22 protein-coding genes are annotated in these 26,468 nt (G+C 39.7%); 12 read left to right on the top strand and 10 right to left on the bottom strand.

All coding sequences use genetic code 11. The features are described from left to right. Positions 1-37 precede the first annotated feature (37 nt). From uvrD to DD649_RS05205, 4 genes are all read left to right on the top strand, one after another. Positions 38-2,200, top strand: coding sequence for a DNA helicase II (gene uvrD, locus DD649_RS05220; protein ID WP_294104335.1), 2,163 nt, complete (start codon positions 38-40; stop codon positions 2,198-2,200). A gap of 232 nt (positions 2,201-2,432) precedes the next feature. Next, the gene (locus DD649_RS05215; protein ID WP_294104333.1) at positions 2,433-3,104 is read left to right on the top strand and encodes a hypothetical protein; all 672 of its coding nucleotides are present in this window, start codon (positions 2,433-2,435) and stop codon (positions 3,102-3,104) included. Positions 3,105-3,375: 271 nt separating this feature from the next. Then, positions 3,376-3,960 (top strand): 2OG-Fe(II) oxygenase, encoded by a 585-nt coding sequence (locus DD649_RS05210; RefSeq protein ID WP_294104332.1) that lies wholly within the window; start codon positions 3,376-3,378, stop codon positions 3,958-3,960. Between the two features lie 218 nt (positions 3,961-4,178). Beyond that, positions 4,179-4,454, top strand: coding sequence for a hypothetical protein (locus DD649_RS05205; protein ID WP_294104330.1), 276 nt, complete (start codon positions 4,179-4,181; stop codon positions 4,452-4,454). 63 nt (positions 4,455-4,517) lie between these two features. Here DD649_RS05205 and prfH read toward each other — a convergent pair whose 3' ends face one another. The 6 genes from prfH to DD649_RS05175 form a co-directional block, all read right to left on the bottom strand. Continuing rightward, complete coding sequence (prfH, locus tag DD649_RS05200; RefSeq protein WP_294104328.1) at positions 4,518-5,129, bottom strand: peptide chain release factor H; 612 nt, start codon at positions 5,127-5,129, stop codon at positions 4,518-4,520. Next, complete coding sequence (locus DD649_RS05195) at positions 5,129-6,262, bottom strand: RNA ligase RtcB family protein (RefSeq protein ID WP_294104326.1); 1,134 nt, start codon at positions 6,260-6,262, stop codon at positions 5,129-5,131. Before DD649_RS05195 ends, prfH begins: the two co-directional genes overlap by 1 nt. Before the next feature lie 694 nt (positions 6,263-6,956). Then, positions 6,957-8,675 carry an amidohydrolase gene (locus DD649_RS05190; RefSeq protein WP_294104313.1) on the bottom strand — a complete coding sequence of 573 codons (1,719 nt, stop codon included), beginning with the start codon at positions 8,673-8,675 and terminating at the stop codon, positions 6,957-6,959. Between the two features lie 110 nt (positions 8,676-8,785). After that, positions 8,786-10,138 (bottom strand): APC family permease, encoded by a 1,353-nt coding sequence (locus DD649_RS05185; protein WP_294104312.1) that lies wholly within the window; start codon positions 10,136-10,138, stop codon positions 8,786-8,788. A gap of 814 nt (positions 10,139-10,952) precedes the next feature. Then, complete coding sequence (gene rarD, locus DD649_RS05180; protein WP_294104311.1) at positions 10,953-11,861, bottom strand: EamA family transporter RarD; 909 nt, start codon at positions 11,859-11,861, stop codon at positions 10,953-10,955. A 160-nt stretch (positions 11,862-12,021) separates the two neighbouring features. Continuing rightward, positions 12,022-12,492 carry a thioesterase family protein gene (locus DD649_RS05175; RefSeq protein ID WP_294104310.1) on the bottom strand — a complete coding sequence of 157 codons (471 nt, stop codon included), beginning with the start codon at positions 12,490-12,492 and terminating at the stop codon, positions 12,022-12,024. A gap of 155 nt (positions 12,493-12,647) precedes the next feature. Between DD649_RS05175 and pldA the strand changes: the two genes are divergently transcribed. The 5 genes from pldA to DD649_RS05150 all read left to right on the top strand — a co-directional run bounded on the left by pldA (position 12,648) and on the right by DD649_RS05150 (position 18,424). Continuing rightward, positions 12,648-13,541, top strand: coding sequence for a phospholipase A (gene pldA, locus DD649_RS05170; RefSeq protein ID WP_294104309.1), 894 nt, complete (start codon positions 12,648-12,650; stop codon positions 13,539-13,541). Between the two features lie 134 nt (positions 13,542-13,675). Beyond that, positions 13,676-15,505, top strand: a complete 1,830-nt coding sequence (recQ, locus tag DD649_RS05165) for an ATP-dependent DNA helicase RecQ (RefSeq protein ID WP_294104308.1) — start codon at positions 13,676-13,678, stop codon at positions 15,503-15,505. A 16-nt stretch (positions 15,506-15,521) separates the two neighbouring features. Continuing rightward, positions 15,522-16,517: a lysophospholipase L2 gene (pldB, locus tag DD649_RS05160; protein ID WP_294104306.1), complete on the top strand. Its 996-nt coding sequence runs from the start codon at positions 15,522-15,524 to the stop codon at positions 16,515-16,517. 12 nt (positions 16,518-16,529) lie between these two features. Next, on the top strand, positions 16,530-17,342 hold the full coding sequence (yigL, locus tag DD649_RS05155) for a sugar/pyridoxal phosphate phosphatase YigL (RefSeq protein ID WP_294104304.1): 813 nt from the start codon (positions 16,530-16,532) through the stop codon (positions 17,340-17,342). A gap of 278 nt (positions 17,343-17,620) precedes the next feature. After that, the gene (locus DD649_RS05150; protein ID WP_294104302.1) at positions 17,621-18,424 is read left to right on the top strand and encodes a tetratricopeptide repeat protein; all 804 of its coding nucleotides are present in this window, start codon (positions 17,621-17,623) and stop codon (positions 18,422-18,424) included. An 8-nt stretch (positions 18,425-18,432) separates the two neighbouring features. Here the strand turns inward: DD649_RS05150 and DD649_RS05145 are convergent, their stop codons facing one another. From DD649_RS05145 to rsgA, 4 genes are all read right to left on the bottom strand, one after another. Beyond that, positions 18,433-18,762, bottom strand: a complete 330-nt coding sequence (locus tag DD649_RS05145) for a hypothetical protein (RefSeq protein ID WP_294104300.1) — start codon at positions 18,760-18,762, stop codon at positions 18,433-18,435. A gap of 54 nt (positions 18,763-18,816) precedes the next feature. Continuing rightward, a complete protein-coding gene (gene mscM, locus DD649_RS05140; protein ID WP_294104298.1) occupies positions 18,817-22,146 on the bottom strand; it encodes a miniconductance mechanosensitive channel MscM in 3,330 nt (1,109 codons plus the stop codon). A gap of 34 nt (positions 22,147-22,180) precedes the next feature. Then, positions 22,181-23,080 carry an archaetidylserine decarboxylase gene (gene asd, locus DD649_RS05135; protein ID WP_294104296.1) on the bottom strand — a complete coding sequence of 300 codons (900 nt, stop codon included), beginning with the start codon at positions 23,078-23,080 and terminating at the stop codon, positions 22,181-22,183. A 419-nt stretch (positions 23,081-23,499) separates the two neighbouring features. Then, positions 23,500-24,549, bottom strand: coding sequence for a small ribosomal subunit biogenesis GTPase RsgA (gene rsgA, locus DD649_RS05130; protein ID WP_294104294.1), 1,050 nt, complete (start codon positions 24,547-24,549; stop codon positions 23,500-23,502). 236 nt (positions 24,550-24,785) lie between these two features. Here rsgA and orn point away from each other — a divergent pair, with 236 nt between their 5' ends. The 3 genes from orn (at position 24,786) to DD649_RS05115 (ending at position 26,188) form a co-directional block, all read left to right on the top strand. Beyond that, complete coding sequence (orn, locus tag DD649_RS05125) at positions 24,786-25,328, top strand: oligoribonuclease (RefSeq protein ID WP_294104292.1); 543 nt, start codon at positions 24,786-24,788, stop codon at positions 25,326-25,328. A 217-nt stretch (positions 25,329-25,545) separates the two neighbouring features. Then, entirely contained in the window at positions 25,546-25,788 is a 243-nt protein-coding gene (gene vapB / locus DD649_RS05120; RefSeq protein WP_294104433.1) for a type II toxin-antitoxin system VapB family antitoxin, read from the top strand. Further along, positions 25,781-26,188 carry a type II toxin-antitoxin system VapC family toxin gene (locus DD649_RS05115; protein ID WP_294104290.1) on the top strand — a complete coding sequence of 136 codons (408 nt, stop codon included), beginning with the start codon at positions 25,781-25,783 and terminating at the stop codon, positions 26,186-26,188. The genes vapB and DD649_RS05115 overlap by 8 nt, the downstream gene beginning before the upstream one ends. Positions 26,189-26,468: the final 280 nt, after the last annotated feature.

Below are 26,468 nucleotides of genomic sequence, written 5' to 3'. Positions count from 1 at the left end.
CTGTTTTATTTCTTGTATTTCAGCTCTGATGGTAACTATGGACGTCTCTTATTTGCTCGAAGGTCTTAATGACAAACAGCGCGAAGCGGTTGCCGCACCGCGCACCAATTTACTGGTACTCGCAGGGGCGGGTAGCGGTAAAACGCGCGTGCTGGTACATCGAATTGCTTGGCTAATGTCGGTTGAGAATGCGTCTCCATATTCCATTATGGCAGTGACCTTTACCAATAAAGCGGCGGCAGAAATGCGCCATCGTATAACGCAATTGATTGGTACCAGTGAAGGCGGTATGTGGATTGGTACATTCCATGGCTTGGCGCACCGTTTATTGCGTCAACATTATATGGATGCCGGCCTGCCACAAGATTTCCAAATTTTAGACAGTGATGACCAATACCGTTTAATTCGCCGTTTATTAAAAGCGTTAAATCTCGATGAGAAACAATGGCCGCCACGTCAAGGTATGTGGTACATCAACGGTAAAAAAGATGAAGGATTACGTCCTCAACATATTGAAAGTTACGGTAATCCTATAGAGGCGACTTGGCAGAAAGTTTATCAAGCCTATCAAGAAGCTTGTGACCGCGCTGGGCTGGTGGATTTCGCAGAGTTATTATTGCGAGCCCACGAATTATGGCTAAATAAACCTCATGTTTTGCAGCATTATCGTGAACGCTTTACCAATATCTTAGTGGATGAGTTTCAAGATACTAACAGTATTCAATATGCGTGGATCCGTGTACTTGCGGGTGATACCGGCAAAGTGATTATTGTTGGTGATGATGATCAGTCAATTTATGGTTGGCGCGGGGCTCAGGTAGAAAATATTCAGCGCTTTTTAAATGATTTTCCGGGGGCTGAAACTATTCGCCTTGAGCAAAATTATCGCTCAACTAATAATATCCTCAAAGCTGCCAATGCGTTGATTGCTAATAACAGCGACCGCTTGGGTAAAAACTTATGGACCGACGGCAGTGATGGCGAGCCAATCTCTCTTTATTGTGCATTTAATGAATTAGATGAAGCCCGCTATGTCGTGGGTCGCATCAAACAATGGCATGAAAATGGTGGTGCCTTAAAAGATTGCGCCATGTTGTATCGTAGTAATGCTCAATCTCGTGTATTAGAAGAAGCCTTAATACAAAGTGCGATGCCTTATCGTATTTATGGTGGTCAACGTTTCTTTGAACGACAAGAAATTAAAGATGCGCTCTCTTATTTACGGCTTATTGCAAATCGCAATGATGATGCCTCTTTTGAACGAGTGGTTAATACTCCGACCCGGGGTATTGGCGATCGTACATTAGACACTGTTCGCCAAACCGCCCGTAGCCAGCAACTGACTTTATGGGAAAGTTGTGAGTACTTACTACGGGAACAAGTCTTTGGTGGGCGTGCCGCCGCCGCCATTGAGCGTTTTTTAGAGCTTATCGATGCATTAGCCAAGGAAACTCAAGATATGCCGTTGCATGTGCAAGCCGATAGAGTGATTAACGACTCAGGTCTGCGTGCGATGTACGAACAAGAAAAAGGTGAAAAAGCGCAGGCGCGTATTGAAAACTTGGAAGAACTCGTTAACGCAACTCGCGACTTTAGCTATCAAGATGAAGATTTAGATTTAATGCCATTGCAGGCCTTTTTATCTCATGCAGCTTTAGAGTCCGGTGAAAGCCAAGCAGATGTTAACCAAGATGCAGTACAATTGATGACGTTGCACTCAGCAAAAGGTTTGGAGTTTCCGGTTGTGTTCATTGTGGGCATGGAAGAGGGCATGTTTCCAAGCCAAATGTCGATGGATGAAAGTGGACGACTTGAAGAAGAGCGCCGCTTAGCTTACGTGGGTATTACTCGTGCTATGGTAAAATTAACCATTACCTATGCAGAAAGCCGTCGTTTATATGGCAAAGAGGTTTATCACCGTCCATCACGTTTTATTGGTGAATTGCCTGTTGAGTGTGTCGAAGAGGTACGTTTACGAGCAACGGTTTCGCGTCCGGTGAATCATCAGCGTCTTGGCACCGCAATAAGCCAAAATGATTCAGGGTATGCATTAGGTCAACGTGTTATGCACCCTAAATTTGGTGAAGGCACTATTGTGAACCTTGAAGGTAGTGGAGAGCATTGCCGTCTACAAATTGCTTTTCAAGGGCAAGGTATTAAGTGGCTGGTGGCTTCATATGCGAGATTAGAGAGTATATAAATTTTATACCATCAATAATAAATATCACTAATAATTATTATAGTGATATTTATTATAAATCACCCGAGAAATAGTTATTTTTTAATTAATGTATTTTATTTATAATAATGAGATTGAATTTATATTCATTGTAATATATGAATACTAAATTAGTTATTGCTTGTTAACTCATGTACCATTTTCGTTAGTTGTAAAATGTTTTTTATAATAAATACACTAAGGAATATAATATATGAATATTAAAATTGATTCAAAATATAATGAAATAAAAAAACTGCGCCTTTCAATAGAAAAGAGGCTGAAAAAAGTAAAAAGTGCGGAGGATTCAATAAGGAATGAAATTAAGCTATTGAAAGGAAAAGGGTATGTAAATGATGGTTCATCTTCAAAAGAATTAGTTAAAGAACTAAAGGGTAAGTTAAGGGATGTTTTGAGTCATAAAGTAAAATTCCAAAGAGTATTCGATTCCATGAGTAAAATAGTTGGAATTAAAGAAAGCAATGTTATTGAAAATATAGAGCTAAATTCTGAGTATGATTTTAAAATAAATGAAAATTTAAAAATAATAAATTCAATCTCAAAGATTTCGCATGAAACAAAAAATGAAATGCCTGATTCAGTAAAAGATAATATTATTAATATTAATAACCAAAACCATTGGATCAAGCAAAATTTAATAAGAATAGTAGAATTAACAAGCCAGATAGATAAAGAGCACAAAGAAGCTAAGCTCCAGCCAGTATCTCAGATAGCGAGTTCGCAAACACTTAGTGAGCAAATGGCAGCTTTCCAACTTGAGCGAGAAGGCAGCTCCGTTATTGAAAATTTAGTTGAGATACCCATTAAGTCTCATGGTATGGGGAAATGTGGATGTGGTGGTTTAGGAAGAACAGCATTTTGCTAACATCATTCAATCTCAATTAATGGCTAAAAATGAGGTGCTCAATTTTTTGAGTACCTTCATGGTCGTAAAATCAGCACTATTTTTATTTGTTAATCGTGATTTTCGGTGATGATAAATAATTATTGATTGCTTACCCTATGATTAACCTGACTATCTTTTTAGTGATTGACTTTGATACGACGGATGAATCATCAAGATTCAAGTTTTTAATTTTAACTTTTTGCTATTTTAAAGTATAAAATTACACCGAACCACCTTCCTTGTATTTATCATGTCAATTAATAGTCTCATTGATTCACTTTCCACATCTGGTTGGTATGTGTGGGATGATTTCTTGAACCCTTCACAAATTCAAGTTATCAAAAACTGTATTCCAAATAAATTACAGGATGCCCGTATTGGTCATCTTGATTCACTACAGGACAATAAAAGTATTCGAGGTGACTTAACTGTTTGGTTAGAGCCTGAGATGGGCGATCCTATCGCAAGTTATATGGCTCAAATGGATAGCATTAGACAGGCACTAAATTGTGAGCTTTATTTAGGGTTACGTGATTTTGAAACGCATTTTTGTTGTTATCCTAATGGTGCATTTTATAAAAAGCATATTGATAATTATAAAGGAAAAGGACGACGTAAAATCACAACTGTGCTGTATATGAATGAGTCATGGCAGAGCGGAGATGGTGGCGAATTGGTGATGTATGATTCTGCCGATAATGAGTTACTAAAACTTGAGCCATTTTGTGGACGAATGATTTTTTTCATGTCAGAAGATTTTCCTCATGAAGTCTTACCTACCCAAAAAAAGCGTGAAAGTATAGCTGGTTGGTTTTTAACTGAAAGTTTGCTCTAACGCTTATCAATGTAAGCCGCCTCTGTAAAGAGGCAGGCCAAGATGAAAGTTTTAATATTTATATATCAATTATATTTTTTATATAACTACAATTTATTATAAAATGTAGTCAATCTTAAATTAAAGTTAATTTATCTATTTGAAATTGATATTTTAATATATTTATTTTAATGTTTATTTTCATCTGCATGTAATTTTTTAATAAAAGGAGTTATACAGTGAAGGGATTTGATTTTATTAGACGTGACCCAATGCAGAATTATGTTAATGTTACTGAACGTAGTAATGAAATTATGGATGCACTTAATAAGTTGAGTAAGAAGGAAGTTGGTGAAAGCGTATCAATAGGTTCTAATGATGCTAACTTAATACAAAATATGAATGCATTTGTATTAGATAGAAATAATTCAGTTATGGATGTCGATTATAGTTTCAAAACGCCAATATCAAACTATTCGCCAGCAGTTTGTATGACATCATTTAAATCATATTAATCTTTAAATATATCAACCTCTAAATATAAATAGGCCACCCTCTTAGCGAAGGTGGCGTTATAATTAGATTAACCGCTTAAATTGACTACCTGAAAACACAATCACTGCATTTCCTCTTTCAATCTGATAATGAGAACTGTGACGTTCTTTATCTAATGTACTCAGCTGTTGAGATTGATGCTCATTTAATTTCCACTGAATCAGCTGACGAGCTAATTTTTTATTGGCATGTTGACTGCGTTCGGATTGTACTTTGACGCTAACACCTGTTGCGATATGTTTTGCTCTTACGGCTGAACAGGTTTTATTCACATGCTGTCCTCCGGGGCCTTGCGCCTTAATAAACTCAAATTCAATTTCACTTTCCTCAATGCCTATAACTGGCGAAAAGCGCATGACTGTCATGAACCAATTTTTACGTTTATGGCGCGGGCGCAATGGGCTTTGGCATTGCCATTGAACTGTACCGCACCATAATTGTGTTAGTGCTTCGGCTTGAGAGCCATTTAATGAAACCAAAGCGGATTTTAAACCGTGCTTTGATGGAAATGATTCAAGGATATCTACATTTACTTGGCTAAGCTTTGCATCATGCAAAAAGCAAGCAAGTGCTTTCTCTACCGCAATACAGCATTCTTCAGGCCCTTGCGCGGATGAAAATTGTAATAATGTCATTAGCAATCTCCACTGGTTTTATAGGTTACAATAGGCTTGAGGCGTGCAATTACTTGAATAATGCCAATATCAATCATGCTATCAATCACTGTTACTATTGATTTATAAGATTGAGGGGCTTCTTCATAAATTAATTGCTTGTTGGCACAAATAACACGGCTACCTAGTGTAGTTCGTGACAATTGCAAAGGCGTATAACGATGAGAAAGTCGGCCTTTACATTCGGTTCGCATCCACTTGCGTCCTGCACCATGAGCCAATGAATTGAGACTAACTTCACTGGTTTTTGGCGAGACTAGGTAACTGTAGTCACCTCGAGAACCTGGGATAATGACAAATCCACGATCTGATGGTGTTGCGCCTTTGCGATGAAGCCAGCCATTGATACCATTAATGCAGCAAGATTCTACCGAGTTATGATTGATATCTAAACTTAGTTCACCTGTTGCTTTTACTTGTTGTAACATACGTAAACCAATTAGCTGTCTGTTTAATTCTGCAAAATATAACGCATCTTGATGCGCTTGAAGATAGTGTTTTGCCTCATTAGATTGCTCATCAAGGCCACTATGGTTATGTTGCTCAACATGTTGACGCAAAATTGATTGCCCCAAACCTCGGGAGCCACTGTGCACCAACAGTAATAGCTGCTGCTTATTTAAACCACTTTGTGCAAATAATTCAGAGTCGACTATTTCATCAATAACCTGAAATTCTGCAAAATGATTCCCTCCACCGATAGAGCTGAGTGATGCCATAAAATCGTGATATTTCATGTGCTCAGGAACATATTCATTTAGCCAAGACAATGGCGCATGGTCAGCCATTTCAGTGAGTTGCTTCTCTAATTTATCTAAATTTAATTTAGATTTTTTAATATCCGTTTGAAATAAACTCATGCCACAGCCAATGTCATTACCGACTAACGCGGGATAAAAGCGCGAGCTAGAGAAAAATGCTGCCCCGATTGGGTAGCCACGTCCTGGGTGAAGATCTGGCATTCCAACCACTGAAACCATATCGGGTAGATTTGCGGTTGTTTGTAATTGTTGGATTGCTTTACTTTCAATCCATGTTGATTCTGTTGCGATATAACTGATGTGTTCGCTCACATAATGAAGGCTATTGCCCATATTAATTTGCTCATATCTAATTAAAAAATAAGATGAATACCTCGCCATATTTTAAATTGCACAGAGATTGGTTACGCAATAGCCTCGAGTCACATAGTGAATCTATGTTGATAGAGATGCTAGAGCTTGCCATCGATAGCAAATTAAACTATTGAGGGTAGAGCGGGCAAAAATAGGGAGATAGTATAACTAACGAGAGTGACTATTTCTGGGTGTGCCCGCAAAGAGTTTGATTAGTTGTTGTCATGATGTACCTCCTTGCAGTTAATGTTTGAATTGAAAACGCAGCGGATGATAGCGAGATGTTTTTTGCTTTGCAAGCGGTATTTTAAATAAAAAATGCTAGATGGTATTTTAGTGACTTTATGAATGCAATTAAGTTAGTTTAAAAAATATTATTTTAGTATGAATAATAATGACACTAACATATCAAAATTAAATTAGTTATAAGAGGGTAATTATAATATTATTTTATGGTCTGTTAATTCAAAAAATAATTATTTAAATCAATATGGATATTGTCATGAATAACAGTGAATCGTTATCAGAAACTTATGGGGACTTTATTTCAGTTTTTGTTGATGGGGATTGGAAATACAGGTGGGGAGTTAGCTAGAATAAGGATGTAGCTGATAATGAATGATGAAGGCATTTTGGCTATGCCTTCATCAAATTAAATAGTAATTATATAAAATTATGCGATATGAACCGTTTTTCCACCAATAATAGTGCGCAAGACTTTTACATTTTCGATGTCGTCAGCAGGAATTTCAAATACATTGCGATCAAGTACTATCATATCGGCAAATTTACCTACTTCTAATGATCCAAGTACTTCTTCACGATGCTGTGCAAAAGCAGAATCAATAGTAGCCGAGCGTAAAACTTCCGTCACTGTTAAATCACGATCGTTATCTAACCTTGGTGCTTTTTGACCATCAATGTCACGTCCACGACGTGTTGCTGCGACTTTTAAATCATACCATTCATCAAAGTCATCAATAGGCCAGTCGCTACCAAAAGCGACTACAGCTCCCGCATCGACAAATTTAGCAATTGGTTCTAATTGCTCAAAGCGTTCTTCACCTAACATATTGCGCTCAAAAGCGGCGAGTTCTGGCGTAGGTGCAGCCCATTGGAACGAAAGGCATGCAATGGTTTTCAGACGTGCAAATCGTGCATAATCTTTAGCATCAACCAGTTCGTTGTGAGCGAGTCCAGGGCGAATATCTTTTTCTGGATGTGCGATGCGCATTTTTTCAATTGCATCTAAAACGATAGATACTGCGCCTTCACCTACAGTATGTAAGTGAGGGTCATAGCCTGCGGCTGCAATTTTTTCCATCAGTTCATCAAGAATTTCAGCAGTGAAATATAAGTCGCCGTAATTATCTGTTTCGACCCAATTTGGAGCAATATCTGTGCCTTTATTAATGCGATAAGGCTGTAATAAAGAGGCTGTCATTGTTGGATATTGCATCACGCCATCGACAAACATTTTGATATTACGCAAGCCAATGCCAGGTTCCGGTGTCCAGTCTGCTTGATGCCATTTTTTAGCGAAAGCAACGGCGTTATCGACAGCTGCTGCAACTGAGGCGACATCGGGTGTTTCATCGGGGGTAATTTCACGGGCAGCTTGGAAACGGATAGTGAGGTCTCCACGCTGCTGTAGCTGTGCAAACGCATCAAGTTGCTGCTCAGAAACTCGAGCATCCATCACCATAGTGACACCTTGTTGGTTTAATACCTTTTGAACTAACTCTGCGACTTCAACAGTTTGATCATCACGAATAGTTGCAATACTATCAGCAGCACGCATCGCAGGTGCATCTTCTAAAATACCGTTAAGTTCGCCATTTTCGTATTTACCTATTTTACCATCGGGCGGTTCAGGTGTTTCTTTAGTGATACCTAAAAGTGCTAATGCGCGGCTATTAGCTAATAAAGTGTGGCAGTCATTTGAAAAGAGGACCACAGGGCGATCGGTTTTCAAGGTATCCATGTCTTCACGATACATATCAATACCCGCAGGTAACATGCCTTGACGTAACCATGCGGTAACTTTTAACCAATCATTTTCGCTGGTACGAGGGTCTTTATCGAGGTGATCTTGCACACGTTGTAGGATTTGTTCAATCGATAATGACTCATAATTTAGATGACAACCGAATAGTTGAACGCCGCCCCAAAATGGGTGCATGTGGCCATCAATAATGCCAGGCATCATCATTTTGCCATCTAAATCGATACTTTCTGTTTCTGGTCCTACATATTGGTGTAATTCACCAGAAGTCCCTGTTGCAAGGATATAGCCATCTTGCAAGGCGATTGCGTCAACAACGCTATTTTGATTGTCTGCGGTATAGATATAACCGTTGAAATAAATGACATCAGCAATTTTGTTATTCATGGTAAACCGTCTGTATCAGGGGGCTCTTTGGGAGGAGCCTGTTCTAAAAAAAACAACGGGGAAGGCTAAGCTCCCCCGTTATTGTCTATTATATTTTGTCTCAAGTATGATTAATTAATAATCATATCGGTTTCATCGTCAGAAATAGCAGGAGGACGACGAGTAAAGCCATGGGTTAACAGAGTGAGATAAACTGCACCTGCTGCTAGCCACCATAATCCAACTTTGAAGGCTTCTGCATCAAGGCTTGTCCACAGCCAAAGGGTTAAAATAACACCAATGGATGGCATGATAAGGCAGGTTAAAATTTTTGTATTATCGAGAGGTGCTTTACGATCAATATAAAAATGTTTAATCACCGATAAGTTTACGAAAGTAAACGCGATTAGCGCCCCGAAACTTATCATTGATGCCACCATGCTCAGAGATAAAACGAGCGAAAGTAGTGAAGCAATTGCTACAAAAATGATTGAATACACTGGGGTATTTAATTTCGGATGCAAATATGCAAACACTGAACGTGGTAATACACCTTCGCGGCCCATTGCATAGAAAATACGTACAATACTAGCTTGTGATGTCATGGCAGAGGCAAATACACCAATTACATAGGCGGTAATAAAGCTAGATGCCATCATCGCGCCACCAACTTGCTTCATTACGGCAAGGCTGGCTACATCTGTATTTGGAATGAAATCTTGCCACACCGGATAAATGAGGTGTGCGCCATAAGAAATGGTCACAAACAAAGTTCCAGCAATAAAGACAGTATATAAAATTGCTTTTGGCAGAGCACGGCGTGCATCTTTAGTTTCTTCTGCCATGGTTGAAATGGCATCAAAGCCTAAGAAAGCTAAACATAATACAGCAGCACCAGCAAATAAGCCGGGTACTTGGTCTGCCATCACGGTAACTGGGGCGAGTAGCGCCTGGGTGTCTAATACAAATGAGGTTTTAAAGCTCAGATATAAAAAGACAGCAATAAACACAAATTGCATCATTATGATCAACATATTCATTGAGGATACTAATTTAATACCCAAAATATTCATAATGCTGACAAGTGTAATGGTGCTGCAAATAATCACATACATGGGAATATCAGGAAAGGCTTCGTGAACGAAGATTCCGATAGCGATGTAGTTGATAATAGGCAGGAATAAGTAATCGAGCAGTTGTGCCCAACCCACTAAAAATCCGAGTGTGCCGCCAAATGTTTTTTGCACATATGAGTAAGCAGACCCTGAAAGAGGGAGTGCGCTGGTCATGCGGCAATAGCTCATGGCAGTAAAAAAGACGGCAGCAAGTGTAATTAAATAAGCGATAGGCAGGTGCCCTTCACTTAATACTGTGACTTGGCCATAGGTGGTAAAAATTCCGAGCGGCACCATATAAGCGAGCCCGAAAAATACTAACGCAGGTGTGGTCAGTACACGTTTCATATGAACGGTATTCTGTTGCATTTTGAAGCCCTTCCCAAAAGCCCTTCACAACGTCACTCTTTCTGAAGATACAGAAAAAATGAACCTAAAATGCAGCCATACTCGTCATACTTCGAACTACAACGTTGTTGGCTTTGCTCGCTCGCACTAGTCACATACTTTTGTATGCTCCTAGCGACTCTCTTGCTCGCCGCCTAGTTGTATTTTCGAATTATTTGAGTCTTAACGCTACATGATTGTATTAAATTTTAGAACCGGCTGTATTCAATTTCAGAAAACCTCGCACCAGGACATAATAAAAATGTCATCGTGCGCACTTTAATGAAACGTCAGTAATGAATCGGACCATCACTATCCGCTGGGGTGAATACAAGCGGCGTACAATATAGTTATCAACTCCCGATTAAGCAATCATTAATTAAAGAAAATAAATATCCTCTTTTATTTCAAAGAGTTGATTTATACAGGTGTGAGATAATTGATGAGGATTTAAGATAAGTTTAATCATAATGATTTTACAAAGAAAATCAAGTATTTTAATTTAATGTAACATATTGATTTTATTGTATTTTAAACGATTTTTTTGTTTGAGGTGAATGGTGAAATAAGTTGTTAGTGAATATAGTAAGAAATATTCAATTTAATTAAGCTATTTTCTTGATGAGTTTTGTTTAAATAAAACTAAACAGAAATTAAATATTAAGTCATTTATATTATTTATATAAAATAAATTTATTAATTTGGTCTCATAAAATGGAACACTGACTATATTGTCAATTGGCAATAATAATCAGTGTTTTGGTTAAAGCCACTTAATCAGGTGTTAATTCTGATATTAAGCGATAGTATTTGTTTTTTTTCTAAGTTTTTGTTGAGTATATAATGCATCTAATGTAAATAAAATTAATGCAACCCAAATAAAACCAAAGGTGATAAGTAGTTCTGGTGTCATGACTTCATCATACATAAAGACCGCAAGTAAGAACATAATACTGGGGCCCATATATTGGAAAAAGCCAAGCGTGGATAAGCGTAAATGGTTTGCAGCCTCAGTAAATAGTAATAAAGGAATGGTGGTGATAACACCTGCCGCAATAAGGAGTACATTTAGATGCCAATCATTCATGGCCATATTACTTGTCGGGCTATCAGCAAAAAAGAGTAAGAAAATAACGCCAACAGGCAACAACCATAGGGTTTCAAATGTCATCCCTATTTGTGCATCAACACCTAATTTTTTACGTAAGAGACCATAAGTTGCGAAGGTAACCGCAAGGCTTAAACCAATGACAGGCACTGAGCCAAACTGCCATAATTGGATTAAAACGCCTGTCAATGCAAGTCCAACCGCTATCCATTGCATTCGGCGAAAGCGTTCTTGCAAAAATAGCATACCGAATAACACGTTAATGAGCGGGTTAATAAAATAACCAAGACTGGCTTGTAGCATATGGCCGTTATTAACGGCCCAAATATAAATGAGCCAATTTGATGCAATCGTGACCGCCGTTACGCCTAATATTAATATTTTTTTAGGGTGTTTTAGCACTTGGCGCATATAGCTCCAATGCCGAGTTGCAGTTAATAGAATGAGCATAAAGAAAAATGACCAGATAATACGGTGAGTCAGGATCTCTTCTGCGGGGACTTCTTTAATCGTTTTAAAATAAATAGGCGCGACACCCCAAATAAAATAGGCGCCCAAGGCACATAATACGCCTTTGGTAGTATTTTGCTGGCTCATTGTTGGCTCTGAAATTGAATTAATGACTAAGGAAAATCGAATTTTAGATATCGAGCCGACTCATTTATTGGCTCGATCTGGACTTGCTCTAATGTGACATTGCTCAGGTTTTTTTACAAGTTATTAGTTTACTAGGTAACTAATTTTTTACAGATATATATTATCCAATAAGGTAGGTCGCGGTGGCAGTTGCAATGTGTTGGTTGCGCTCGTTATGTAATTCACATCGGGTTACGGCGATTTTATTGCCATCACGCAAAAGACTGGCACTGGCGGTAAATATTTCACCGCGCCCGGGGCGTAAGTAATCAACACGTAGGTCAATGGTGCCCATACGAGACATTTTATCGACAATTTCTTGATGAACTAATGGGTTAATACGTTGAAGCATACGGTTGATGCATACCATGCCACCGGCGACATCAAGTATTGAGGCAATGACACCACCATGAAGAATATTTTGAGTAAAATTACCGATTAATTCAGGGCGATTTTCAACGGTTAATTGCACAAAATCGTCACTCATATTAGCCAGTTTTATCCCTAATAATTGATTGAAAGGCATTTTATAGATAAAAGCATTACTCATGAGCTCACTGGCTTCTTCAAAAGTGTAAGTACGATCATTCATCATCTTCATCCTTTTAAAAATATGTGAATTATAAGTTATCATTATGTTTGATCGGTGTCTCTAACAAACAAATGAATAATCTTTCAACAGCTATTGAGTTTTGTGTGTAAAATAAGACAAAGTTTTTTTGACATTGTTAAATATAGGAATGACTGATGCGTGCTTTACCGATGTTATTGAGTGCTGTGCTCAGTTTTTGGTCTGTATCACTGTTTGCTACTGAAAATACGGATGTGCAACCAAAACAGGATGTAACGGATAATTCGCCGATTCGAGGTAGTATTATTTCTGGGCTACTTCAAAATTATGATAATCCTTTTGTGCTATATCCTTATGAGTCAAATTACATTATTTATACCTACACTTCTTCAATGAATAAAAAGGCTATCTCAAGCTATGACTGGGCTCATGACGCGCTAAATGATGAAGTGAAATTTCAATTGAGTCTTGCTTTCCCGCTTTGGGCTGGGATTGCAGGGGATGATTCTATTTTAGCCGTATCTTATACTCAACGCTCTTGGTGGCAACTCAGTAATAAGAAAGAGTCTTCACCTTTTCGTGAAACCAACTACGAACCTCAGATTTTTGTTGGCTGGCTAACCGACTATCAGTTAGGTGGCTGGACAGTGCGTGAATTTGAAACAGGTTTCAACCATGAATCGAACGGACGCTCTGATCCGACGTCACGCAGTTGGAACCGTGTGTATGCACGCGCTATGGCGCAAAATGGTAATTGGCAAGTCGACCTTAAACCTTGGTATCGGATTCATGAAAGTGAAGGTAGCGATGATAATCGCGATATCACCAAGTATATGGGGTATTACCGTTTAAAAGTGGGTTATGCACTGGGTGACAGTGTGGTAACTGCTACCGGACGTTATAATTGGAATAGTGGTTATGGTGGCGCTGAATTAGGCTGGAGCTATCCAATTAGTCAACACGTCAGATTATATACTCAGCTATTTAGTGGATATGGCGAGTCGATGATAGACTATAACTACCGTCAGACACGTTTCGGTATTGGAGTCATGTTAAACGACATGCTGTAACCCGCCGCAAATTTTATTTGCTAGCAGACATCTCCTGCGTTTCAAGATAGTATCTTGATAGGTTGTAAGGTTTGCTAGCCAAGACTTAGCTGCTCTAAATAGGCAGCTATTTGCTTTAGATATTAAGGAAGCTTGTGTCCACCGCTTGTATCATTGACCAATTATCATTGGCTGAAAATGTGCTTAATAGTACTTTCGGCTACCAGTCGTTTCGTCCAGGGCAAGATGCTGTCATTGGAGCGATTATTGATAACCGTGATTGTTTGGTTTTAATGCCAACCGGTGGAGGAAAATCCCTCTGTTACCAAGTGCCTGCGTTGGTCAAAGATGGTGTAACTTTAGTTGTTTCGCCACTTATTTCATTAATGAAAGATCAAGTCGATCAATTACGATTGCATGGTGTGAATGCTGCGTGTTTGAATTCCTCGCAAACTTCACAAGAACAGCGCCAAATTATGGAGTTGTGTGGGCAAGGGGAGATAAAGCTTCTGTATGTTGCTCCTGAACGATTATTGACGGACTATTTTTTAAGTCAGTTAACTAATTGGAATATCACTTTATTGGCGGTTGATGAGGCGCACTGCATCTCTCAGTGGGGACATGATTTTCGTCCTGAATATCGTTCATTAGGTCAATTGCGACAATCTTTACCTAACGTACCTGTGATGGCGCTAACCGCGACAGCAGATGAAACCACTCGTGCCGATATTATTCGTCTATTAGCATTGCAAGACCCGTTAGTGCACGTCAGTAGTTTTGATCGGCCAAATATTCGTTACACTCTCGTTGAGAAATATAAGCCATTAGACCAATTGTGGTTTTTTATTAAAGCCCAGAAAGGTAAATCTGGTATTGTTTATTGCAATAGCCGGAGCAAGGTTGAAGAAACCGCAGAGCGACTACAAAAACGCGGTTTAAGTGTTGGGGCTTATCATGCAGGATTAGATAGTCAGCAGCGCGAGTGGGTACAAGATGCTTTTTTAAAAGATAATCTGCAAATTGTCGTCGCAACTGTTGCTTTTGGTATGGGCATTAACAAGTCTAATGTACGTTTTGTGGCGCATTTTGATATTCCTCGTAATATCGAAGCGTATTATCAAGAAACGGGGCGAGCAGGGCGTGATGGTGTGGAAGCAGAAGCTATTTTGTTCTATGACCCTGCGGATATGGCATGGCTTCGTCGCTGTTTAGAAGAAAAACCTGCTGGAATGCAGCAAGATATTGAACGTCATAAACTCAATGCTATCGCCGCATTTGCGGAAGCACAAACTTGCCGCCGTCTGGTATTACTGAACTATTTTGGTGAAAATCGACAGCAACCATGTGGTAACTGCGATATTTGTTTAGACCCACCGAAACAGTATGATGGGTTAGTTGATGCTCAAAAGGCACTTTCTTGTATTTATCGTGTCGGCCAGCGCTTTGGTATTGGTTATATTGTCGAAATCTTACGAGGCGCAAATAATCAGCGTATCCGTGATTTTGCTCACGATAAGCTCCCTGTCTATGGTATTGGGAAAGAGCAAAGTAATGAGCATTGGGTGAGTGTGATCCGTCAGCTTATCCATATGGGAATGATTTCCCAAAATATTACCCATTTTTCTGCCTTACAGCTTACTGAAGCGGCAAGGCCAATATTACGAGGCGAGCTACCGTTGCAACTTGCTGTTCCTCGTGTGCTTGTGACGAAAAGTCGTAATCAACAGAGCAAAGTTTACCGTGGCAATTATGATAAGAAACTTTTTGCTAAGCTACGTAAATTGCGTAAATCGATTGCTGATGAAAGTAATATGCCGCCATTTGTTGTTTTTAATGATGCAACATTAATTGAGATGTCTGAGCATTGCCCAACAACATCCGTTGAATTGTTACTAATTAATGGAGTGGGTGAACGAAAATTAGAGCGTTTCGGTGAGGCTTTTATGGCTCTTATCCGAGATCATCTTGAAGGCTATGATGAATAAATAAAGGATAGACTTGATGACCCCAAAAAGCCTAAAAGCAAGTTGGTTAAACCGAGAATCTCAATTTTCTGCCTTTACCAACGGCCCGCTTTTAGATTTTTGGCAGCTTCGTGAAGAAGCGACATTCCTCGGTGTCGATGATATCCCTATTCACTATGTTCGTTTTATTCGTTCTAAACACAATAAAGCCATTGTAATTTCTCCCGGCCGTAGTGAAAGTTATGTTAAATATCCTGAAATAGCCTATGATTTTTACCATTTGGGTTTTGATGTTTTTATCCTCGACCATCGTGGTCAAGGGCGCTCAGGGCGTATGCTTTCAGATCCTCAAAAAGGTCATGTTGAAAAATTTACCGATTATATTGATGACTTTGCTCAGTTTATTGAATTAGAAGTAAAATGTAGGCATTATCCTAAATGTTATGCCCTTGGCCATTCGATGGGCAGCGCGATCCTTGCTGGATATTTATTGCGCGATAGCGTGACTTTTGATGCGGCAGCACTGTGTGCGCCGATGATCGGCATTAATTTACCAATGCCACGTTGGTTAGCCAGTTTTATCGTTGATAGAGCAGAATCTCGCCAAAGTGTACGCAATGACTATGCGGCTTCGACAGGTAAATGGCAGCCTTTACCTTATTTGATTAACGTGCTTACACATAGTCAAGAGCGTTATCGTCGTTACCTGCGTTATTATGCAGATTACCCCGAATTACGTCTCGGTGGCCCTACATACCACTGGTTACGAGAAAGTTTTGTGATTAGCGATGAGCTTATTGCGAAAGCGGGAGAGATAGATGTACCACTGATGGTGTTAGAAGCCAGTGAAGAAAAAGTGGTTAGTAATCGAGAGCTACAGGCTTTTTGTCAAAGTCGGCAAAAAGCGCAAACAGGAAGAGAAGAAAAATTACCCCTCATAATTGAAGGGGCTCACCATGAAATCCTGTTTGAAGTCGATGCATTGAGAGCGATGGCTTTGAATGCAATTTGTGATTTTTTTGAACAGTATTAGCTAGGAAAAAGTATGAAATATCCTGTTGTTGCTTCCGATTTGGACGGTACCCTTTTATCCCCCAATCACGATTTAACGCCTTATACGAAAGAAACGCTAAAACAATTAGTGACAACCCAAGGTGTCCGTTTTGTGTTTGCGACTGGACGTCATCATATTGATGTTGGCCAGATCCGAGACGGATTAGGCATAGATGCTTACATGATCACCTCGAATGGTGCTCGAATTCATGATGCCAACGGAAATTTAGTTTTTGAACATAATGTTGAGCCACAAATTGCCCATGAACTTTGCTTGATGGAGTTTGATAATCCTGAGCTTATTACCAATTACTATCATGGGGATGTTTGGTTTATCAATCGAGAAAGCCCTGAACAAAAAGAGTTTTTTAAAGAGTCAGTGTTTAATTATCAGTTATTTGATAGACATAACTTTCCAACCGCTGAAGTGTGCAAAGTTTACTACACCAGTGAAGATCATGAGATGCTGGTTGATTTGCAGCAACGTATCCAGAAACGTTGGCAAGATAAAGTCAATGTGACTTTCTCTTTACGTAATTGTCTTGAAGTGATGGCGGGGGCGGTTTCTAAAGGTGAAGCCTTAAAACAAGTTGCTGAGCTTCATGGTTATATGACCAATGATTGTATCGCTTTTGGTGATGGCATGAATGATAAAGAGATGCTAGCAATGGCAGGTAAAGGCTGCATTATGCAAAATGCGCATCAATTACTAAAAGATTCGTTACCTCAGATGGAAATTATTGGTTCAAATGAGGATGATGCGGTCGCTCGTTATTTAAGAAATGAATATTTGATTAAATCATAATCGTTATTTGAATGCTTTTCTGACAGAGCCAGATAGAATTTAAATAACTATCTGGCTTTTTTGTTGGTTCAACAAATCAATGTCGGCAATGAAAGTCTGGTTAATGAAAATAAAATTCAGTTTATGCAAATAAAGTGCAATTAACAGTAATAAAGTCATTTTTCCTATTCTTTATATTGCAAAGCAAGTTTAAGCTAGATGATATTCAGGATTGGCCGATAATACTGAATATTAGGGAGTTGTTCGTGGGTATATTGTACTGTTGAGGGTTTTTTAGGATGAAGAAAATTGCGTTAGCGCTTTTGTTGGGATCTGTTTGTTTTAGTTCTGTATTACTTGCTACACCTGCCGCAATACCAGCAACCTCTGGATCAGCGAAACAACCGACAATAGAACAAATTAAGCAGTCAGCCGAAAATGGTGATTCTGCAGCGCAATTCTTGCTTGGTGAACTTTATTTTAAAGGTAGTGGTGTTTCTCAAGACTCTAGTATGGCAGCACAATGGTTTATTAAAGCTGGGGATCAGGGGAATTCAGATGCTCAGTTCAGGTTAGGTACAATGTATGTGAATGGTTTCGGTGTGCGCCGTGATTATGATAAAGCCATGCTGTGGTATGAACAAGCGGCCCAAAAGGGGGATACTCGCGCAGAAACTAATATGGCGATGATGTATGCCCAAGGTCTGGGTGTGGCTCAAGATGTAAAAAAAGCGGCTTTTTGGTTCAGAAAAGCGGCTCAAGGTGGAAATGTTATCGCCCAGTTTAACATTGGACAAATGTATTCTGTGGGTAGTGGCGTGGATGTTGACCACGAAAAAGCGGTATTTTGGTTTAGAAAAGCCGCCAAGCAGCGTGATGCTAAATCACAAGACAGGCTTGGTGTTATGTATTCAGAAGGTAAAGGTGTGAGTAAAAGCCTTCGCCAGGCGTATGCATGGCTCGCGACGGCGGTTTATAGTGGTAATAAAGAAAGTCATAAGCTGCAAGACAAAATCGCCGCACAGCTCGATGAAGAAGAATTACAGCAAGCGAAGCAATTAGCGGATAATTATATTAAAACCTATGGTTTCACACAAAGCTAAGTAACTCGTTAGTGGGATATCGTTTGGTATCCCACCATAATAATGATTGATAACACCAAATAGCCCCAGCAAAATCGGTAGAAACGATTATATCCCCATCCTCGACGTACCTTTAACTGCATTTCTTTAGACGAAAGCTTTCTCAACAATAAGCGATACACGACAAGATACAATAAGCTAAAACCTTGCCATAGATACAAGGTATTAAACGCAAATGTTTTTCCAACAATTAATAAGATAACTAATGGGATCAAAAAAAAGAGAATAGAGCCAATGCGCTCTATTTGCGCTACTTTAAGCTTAATTGACTCATCTTGCGAACTTGAAGTTTGGGTCATGCCATGGCCTTGAAAGAAAAACGAGGGACTAAAGGTACTTAGTCCCTACAAGTATTAGAGTTCTCCAGATTTACGTGCTGGGTTACGTCCAGTCGCACTTTGTAGCGTATTATCGCGGACATCCACTCGAGCTTGGAACGGTGGGAATGGTAACGGGATGCCTTGTTCTGCGAAGGCTGCCAAGATATTTTGGTGCACTTCATGACGTGCAGGCATACGATGTCCCATTTCAGCGGCATAGATACGTAATTCGAAAATCTGAATACCTTGTTGTAAATCAACAAGATAAACCTCGGGGTTTGGTGTTTCTAAAATCATTGTCGAGCGCTCTGCGGCTCTTAATATAGTATTGGTGACGAGCTCACTATTGGTGTCGGCAGGTGCTGGAATTGTCATGACGATACGAGTGATAGTGTCTGATAGTGACCAGTTAATAAACTGCTCAGTAATAAACGCTTTATTTGGAACGATAATTTCTTTTCTATCCCAGTCTGTTAGCGTTGTCGCACGAGTATTAATCTTAGTGATATTACCGGTTAAATTACGAATGGTAACGGTGTCGCCAATACGAATAGGCTTTTCAAACAAAATCATTAAACCTGAGATAATATTAGCAAAGATTTCTTGTAACCCGAAACCTAACCCAACCCCCATTGCGGCGACTAACCATTGTAATTTTGACCAATCAATCCCGAGCATTGAAAAGCCAACAATAGTACCAATGATGGTAATAGTATATTTGGTCAAGGTACTGATGGCGTAGCCCGTACCTGGCGTTAAATCTAAATGTTGTAACACCGCGAGCTCAAGTAGCGCAGGGAGATTTCGTACCAGTTGAGCTGTTACGATAATCGCCAATATGGCAATGAAAATTGATCCCATGGTGATTGCTTGGATGGTGTCTACACCATTGATTGTGGAGGTTACATCCCACAGACGAATGTTTTCAAGGAATGAGAATGCGGTATGCAGTTCAGACCACAGCCAAATCAGCGAAACCAATGCAATCATCGTCAAAATTGAGCGAACTAGACCTACTGACTGAGTGCTAATCGCATCAAGGTCAATGAGTTGTTCTTCGATATCAATATTACTTTCGTTACTAGCATTAGGGTGTTGGCTGTCATCTTCCCCTTTTGCTCGTTGGGCTAACATTTCGGCACGACGCTGTTTTGCACGCTCGAAAGCAAGTTTACGGCGCTGCATTGACATCCAGCGACGAATAGTATGATAAATAATCAGTATTACAAACCAGATAGCGACAGAGGTTTCTAGTCGAGCAAGCAGGGCTTGAGAGGTTGAGAAATAGCCCAATACTGAGAAAAATGCAGCTACGACTGGCGCAAGAAATATCATTAACCATAGCGCTTTATTAACGATATTTTCCCCTGATCCGTGCCTATCAAGGTAAAGCGGAATTTGTGAGCGTCGTAGATTGTTGGTGATTAAGCTTAACGCGACACACAGTAGTAAAAAGCAGAAGCGGCCAATTGTTGCGGCAAATTCTCTTTCGCTATAGTGTTCAAAGGTAATCAGTGCCATCACTAATGGGACGATAACAAAAATAGCTAAACGGTAGTGACGCATAGCGCGTTTGACCGCGTCTTTGTCCCAACCAAAGTGAGCAATAAATAAACCTGTCGGGCGAGAGAAAGTCTCACTGATCATAAATAGCCACAATACTGGAGTGGTGGCACTAACACCATAACCAATCGCGGCTGCCATAGGGAATTGCCAAGCACTTTGTAGCCCATAACCGATGGCAGACCACATCATCGGTAACGGCAATGCCACTATGATTGACCAAAAAATGGTGCGGATTGTGAGATAAAAACGATCTTGCGTGACTTTACCAATACGTAGGCTAGAACGGTCTAGAAACGCTTGATAATGTTTACGGGTACTGACACTAAAAATCACTAAAATAATCGACCCTAACAGATATAGAAACGAATCTTGGGTTGTTACCATGACTTTAAGTGCACCAACTAACTGAGACAAAGTGTCTAATGAAAGTAGTTGGGTAATATCTGTGACTAATAATACAGGGTATTGAATACTAACCGGTGGGACATCAGCTACCCAGAAAAGATAGCGATTTGACGCATCTTTAACTTCTTTTAATGCATCGGTTAATTGACCCGTTGCGACATTGAGTTTAGTTAGTTCAAGCATCTCAGTATCAAAGCCTGAGATAAGTGATGACAATAATTCTTTGCGTGTTTTTATGAGTGATTTAAAGACCTGAATCTGTGCCTGACTAAGCGCGTTTTCACTTTCTAGCGCAGAGACATCCAACTTAGTTAAGCGCTCAAGCATATCTTCATAATTTAAACGCTGCACCCGTAAATCCGCCATCTCACGGTCAAGCTGCTGACTTTTTGGCATATCAGGTAAACGGGAAAGCTGTGAGCGCAAGGCTTCACCCAAGGTACTTGAGCTACTTATCCACTGAGCTTGTTCTCGGATAGTGGTGAGTGCTTGGCGTGCATCTCGGATGCTATTGGATATTTCAGATTGGCTGGTGGTGATGGCGCTCATGCGCTGCGCTTGATCAGTCAATTCTTGCGACATTTTACGGTTAATGTCGATTTGTTCTTTTAAATACGGCGTTAATTCGCCTTGCTCAGCGAGCATTTCGGTATGTTCTAAGGCTAATACCGCTTTTTGTTGACGCTGTGAATTCTGATAGTCACGTAAATTTTGTAATTCAAGCTCAAGTCGCTGATAACGCTTTTTATACAGCTCCAACGTCATTCGTGAAATTTCTTGACGATTATTGGCTGATAACTGCGCCATTTCTAATTCATTGACGATGGATTTGCGAGCACTTACTTCGGCTTGAGCTAAAGTATACTGTGCCTCTGCTAGCGGAGTCGAGGGAGTATTGAGGGATTGAAAACGCGTTGTTGCATCTGTTAATTGGCGCCTCGACTCTGAAAGCTGCTGTGGCAACAAATTGAGTGATTCACTGATTTCTCGTCCTTTATCCTGCTCTTGTTGAGTGAGGCGTCCTTGGTCAAGAAGCTGGCTACTAAGCTGTATAATACGTTGTTCGAGCTCACTTAGCGTAATACCGGCAGGAATAGAGGCGGGTACATCACTTTCGTTGAGCAAATTTTGTCTGAGCGTTTTAATAATTTTAGGGAAATTATCAATCGCATCCTGATAGGATTTAGCTTTAGCATCAGCCTCATTAGCTTCACCAATCCAATTTAGCGCACCTTGTAATGCTTGTGCAATTTCTGCATCTTTTGGATTTTTACTTGATTCAAGCTGTTTGAGCTCCTGCTTTATCTGTGTCTCATCCTGCGAGGCAATTGGCGCCGCAACGGATGAGAATACGATTAACAGACTAAGAAAAAAACTGAAAATCAAACGCACAGTGAGGAGCTCCTTCAAGTAACAGAATAAATGATTATGATCCGGTGGACTCGTCAGTTTGTTTTTCATCATTCACAGACACTGCAAGTAACTCACCCATTCGGGTTGCATAGCCTGGGATCAGTGATGAATTGAAACTGATGGTATTAGGTTCAAATAAGTTAATAACGGTTGAGCCTAATTTAAAGCGTCCCATTTCGTCACCTTTTTTCAGAAAAACTGCACCTTCTGAATGCGCGGTTGGATATGTCCAACGTTTGATTACGCCTTCGCGTTGCGTATTAACACAGCCGCTCCAAACAGTCTCAATACTGCCTACAATAGTCGCACCGACTAATATTTGAATCATTGAACCTATTGGTGTTTCAAACACACAGATGAGGCGTTCGTTACGGGCAAATAAGTTAGGAACATTGGCGGCAGTTAATGGGTTAACTGAAAATAAATCCCCAGGCACATAAATCATCTCTGTTAATAAACCATCACAAGGCATATGTACGCGGTGATAGTCACTCGGTGAAAGATAAGTTGTGATAAAGTCGCCACCACGGAATTTTTCCGCTAATTGATACTGACCTGCCAGTAAAGCTTCAATAGTGTAATTATGGCCTTTTGCTTGAAAAATTAGGTCATCATTGATTGGACCTAATTGGCTAACAGCACCATCAGCAGGCTGTGCGAGTTGATTGTCTAGCGCCACAATAGGACGAGCATCATCTCTTAAAGCGCGTACAAAAAAATCATTAAAAGTGGCATAAGCGGTTAACTCACTTTTTTGTGCTTCGTTCATGTTAACTTTATAGGCTTTAGCAAACAGTTTGATTGCCCACTGAGTAACAAAACCGGCATTTTTATCAGCAAACCAGCCTGCGAATTTAGTAAGTCCTTGTTTAGGAAGTATATATTGCAAACGGATTTTAATATTATCTAGCACGTTAACCTCTGATTTTTAAAGGCAAGTTAGCGAAAAGCGGCTATTGTACCTTTGATATAGTTTGTTTCAATAACCTGAAGAATCTTTACTTTTTTCATGTCCGTCATACTTCAAATTATAGGGGTGTTGGCTATGCTCAGCTCCCTGAGTCACATACATCATGTCCGTCATACTTCGAATTATAGGGGTGTTGGCTACGCTCAGCTCCCTAAGTCACATACTAATGTATGCTCCTCAGGATATCTTCGTTTGCCGGCTACCTATAATTCGAATTATTTAGGACATTTGCTTACTTATTTATAATTCAAACTATTAAGAGCTGTTTATTTTAATCACTCAGATGATTTAGAGTGTTTTTTTATTTATCAATTGATAAATGAATGTAAGTGCACACTAACTTAAAGTAAGGCTGACTTGGGTTATTTCTCTTTACCCGTGAAATTGCCACGTGGCTTAACCTGTTCCATACTTTCTAATATGCGATGGTAGTTCTCAAAGCGTGATTCAGCAATTTTGCCTTCATCGGTGGCTTGGCGTAATAAGCAGCCTGGGTCATCTAAATGTTTACAGTCACGGAATTTACAGCCACCGAGATAGTCTTTAAATTCGACAAATCCTTTGGTCACTTGTTCCGTTGTTAGGTGCCAAAGACCGAATTCACGTACGCCGGGTGAGTCAATTACATCGCCACCTTGTGGGAAGTGATACAGTCTCGAGGCGGTTGTTGTATGCTGCCCCAGCCCTGAATTGCCGGAAACATCATTGACGAGTATGGTTTCATTATGAGGCAACAACGTATTGAGTAAACTGGATTTCCCTACCCCGGATTGACCCACAAATACTGAAACTTTACCTTCTAAGGCGTTAGTAAGTACTTCCATTCCTTCATTGGTGTGACTGGATACCTCGATAACTTGATAGCCAATATCGCTATAAATCGTCATGAGATCACTCACCCATCCGCGATTCTCTTCATCTAACAAGTCTATTTTATTGAGCACAATAATGGCTTTGATACCGGTGGTTTCACAAGCGACAAGATAACGGTCGATAATGTTTAGTGAAAGTTCAGGTAAAATCGCCGAAACAACGACAATATGGTCAATATTTGCTGCAATAGGTTTCAAACCATCATAATAATCAGGGCGAGTTAGTACTGAATGCCGTTCGTGAACAGCTTCCACAACACCATTAACTTTAATATCACTTTGTGTGTTTAGCGCTGGGCGCCAAACGACTTTATCACCAGTCACTAGCGATGAAATAGTTCTACGCAAGTTACAGCGTTGAATTGTGCCATCACTGGCTTCGATGTCCGCATGTTGCCCAAAACGGCTAATCACTAAGCCTTCTTGAGCTTCACCGAGTTGGTTATCATCAATTTCAATCGTTTTTGGTTTTCTGAGTCTTTTTTGATGATTTTCTTGAACGCGGCGTTGCTGGCCTTTCGAAAGTTTTTGTTTAGCCACCTGACCTCTCTTGTACTCTTGGCTGTGGTTCGCTGATTTGAATATATTGGGTAAATAATTTGACGCGTTAAATTAAATCTGGCGCCTTAAACTAAGGTAACACACTTGTAATTCAGCACATATTAATAGGTTGCCCGCTAAAATTCGGTGAATAACGAGAAGGCAACACACCTGTAACTCGAAGTGTGAACGGTGGTATCATACCTTAACTTCATAGAATGCAGTTAGGGTATATCATGCAAAAGAATGAGAATAATTTAATTTGGATCGATTTAGAAATGACCGGCCTTGATCCTATCCGCGATCGTATTATTGAAATTGCCACTATAGTCACCGATAGCCAACTTAATATCTTAGCTGAAGGCCCTGTGATTGCTGTTCATCAAACCGATGAACAGCTAGCTTTAATGGATGAATGGAATGTGAATACCCATACGGGGAGCGGCTTAGTTGAGCGTGTTCGTAAGAGTATTATCCACGACCGTGAAGCAGAACTGGCGACGATTGAATTTCTCGAAAAATGGGTACCTAAAGGTGCATCACCGATTTGTGGTAACAGTGTAGGGCAAGATCGTCGTTTCCTGTTCAACTACATGCCGGAGTTAGAAAGTTATTTCCACTATCGATACCTTGATGTCAGTACATTGAAAGAGCTAGCACGTCGCTGGAAGCCCGAAATCTTAGCGGGATTTTCCAAAAAGAATACGCATCAAGCGCTGGATGATATTCGTGAGTCGGTTGCGGAGTTGGCTTATTACCGTGAGACCTTCATCAAATAAGTGATCTGTTTTTCACTTAAAATGCCTGGTTATTAGGGTGTTAAGTCATCATTAAATCACAGAATGACAATAATATTGGCTGCCGTCGGGTAGCCAATTTTGTTTGGATAAAACTGGTTATTAGTATGGCGAATAATTAATCTATTTGTACAATGTTGAAACAATAAAATAGATGCTATATACTTAAGCTATATAGCATTGGTTTAGGAGAGATATGATGATTCTACATAGTAAAGTTTTTATGAATAATCGTACTCAAAATGTTCGCTTGCCTGCGGAATTACGCTTTCCTGATGATGTGAAAGAGGTCATCGTGAGGGCTAAGGGTAAAGAGCGAATTATTACTCCCGTTCAAAATACTTGGGATAGCTTCTTTTTATTTGAATCCGATATAACCGATGATTTTTTATCATCACGGGTTGAGCAGGTTCCAACTCACAGAGAATCTTTTGATGATTAAGTTTTTACTTGATACAAACATCATTATTTTTACAATAAAACGTCGTCCTTCGTCACTGCTCCCTAAATTTAATCAGCATGCTAGTCAATTAGCTATTTCAGCTATTACACTTGCAGAATTAGTTTTTGGGGCAGAGAAAAGCATGAATCCAACGAAGAATCTTGCCACTGTTAATGATTTTGTTTCTAGATTGACGGTCTTGCCTTACGATGAGCTGGCTGCTTTCCATTATGGTGACATAAGAGCAAGCCTCGAGAAACAAGGGAAAAGAATTGGGGAAAATGATTTACACATTGCAGCTCATGCAAGGAGTAAAGGACTTATTGTTGTGACTAATAATACTCGAGAGTTTGAACGTGTTGAGGGGTTAAGAATTGAAGATTGGGTTCAAGAAAAATAGCGATTATTTACTTTAAGTGTATTTTTAGGCCCTAATTTTTATTGAGTTCATAAAAGTAAACAATGTTAATTGATTGAAATCAAAAGATTACAATCAGCGATGATAAAATCATCATTATGTTTAATTTGTCAGCAAACAAACAAAAAAATGAAAAATTTGCGCTGTGGGGCTTGCTAGTATCTTAATATTTCGTATAATGCGCACCCCGTACCAATGAAGTTTTTATTACTTTGTTGGGGCGATAAAACAAAAAATTGTTTGCGGGAATAGCTCAGTTGGT

Origin of the sequence: Providencia sp. (genome assembly GCF_003533305.1) — a bacterium.
In the GTDB taxonomy this organism is placed as follows: domain Bacteria; phylum Pseudomonadota; class Gammaproteobacteria; order Enterobacterales; family Enterobacteriaceae; genus Providencia.
This window is presented reverse-complemented; position numbering and strand designations above follow the sequence as displayed.

Bases quoted from the DNA above. Each gene is read 5' to 3' on its own strand.
- yigL (WP_294104304.1), top strand. From the start codon at position 16,530: ATGAAATATCCTGTTGTTGCTTCCGATTTGGACGGTACCCTTTTATCC.
- rarD (WP_294104311.1), bottom strand. From the start codon at position 11,861: ATGAGCCAGCAAAATACTACCAAAGGCGTATTATGTGCCTTGGGCGCC.
- DD649_RS05190 (WP_294104313.1), bottom strand. From the start codon at position 8,675: ATGAATAACAAAATTGCTGATGTCATTTATTTCAACGGTTATATCTAT.
- DD649_RS05145 (WP_294104300.1), bottom strand. From the start codon at position 18,762: ATGACCCAAACTTCAAGTTCGCAAGATGAGTCAATTAAGCTTAAAGTA.
- DD649_RS05175 (WP_294104310.1), bottom strand. From the start codon at position 12,492: ATGAATGATCGTACTTACACTTTTGAAGAAGCCAGTGAGCTCATGAGT.
- DD649_RS05115 (WP_294104290.1), top strand. From the start codon at position 25,781: ATGATTAAGTTTTTACTTGATACAAACATCATTATTTTTACAATAAAA.
- DD649_RS05195 (WP_294104326.1), bottom strand. From the start codon at position 6,262: ATGGGCAATAGCCTTCATTATGTGAGCGAACACATCAGTTATATCGCA.
- DD649_RS05210 (WP_294104332.1), top strand. From the start codon at position 3,376: ATGTCAATTAATAGTCTCATTGATTCACTTTCCACATCTGGTTGGTAT.
- pldB (WP_294104306.1), top strand. From the start codon at position 15,522: ATGACCCCAAAAAGCCTAAAAGCAAGTTGGTTAAACCGAGAATCTCAA.
- DD649_RS05150 (WP_294104302.1), top strand. From the start codon at position 17,621: ATGAAGAAAATTGCGTTAGCGCTTTTGTTGGGATCTGTTTGTTTTAGT.
- orn (WP_294104292.1), top strand. From the start codon at position 24,786: ATGCAAAAGAATGAGAATAATTTAATTTGGATCGATTTAGAAATGACC.
- DD649_RS05215 (WP_294104333.1), top strand. From the start codon at position 2,433: ATGAATATTAAAATTGATTCAAAATATAATGAAATAAAAAAACTGCGC.
- DD649_RS05185 (WP_294104312.1), bottom strand. From the start codon at position 10,138: ATGCAACAGAATACCGTTCATATGAAACGTGTACTGACCACACCTGCG.
- uvrD (WP_294104335.1), top strand. From the start codon at position 38: ATGGACGTCTCTTATTTGCTCGAAGGTCTTAATGACAAACAGCGCGAA.
- pldA (WP_294104309.1), top strand. From the start codon at position 12,648: ATGCGTGCTTTACCGATGTTATTGAGTGCTGTGCTCAGTTTTTGGTCT.
- vapB (WP_294104433.1), top strand. From the start codon at position 25,546: ATGATTCTACATAGTAAAGTTTTTATGAATAATCGTACTCAAAATGTT.
- prfH (WP_294104328.1), bottom strand. From the start codon at position 5,129: ATGACATTATTACAATTTTCATCCGCGCAAGGGCCTGAAGAATGCTGT.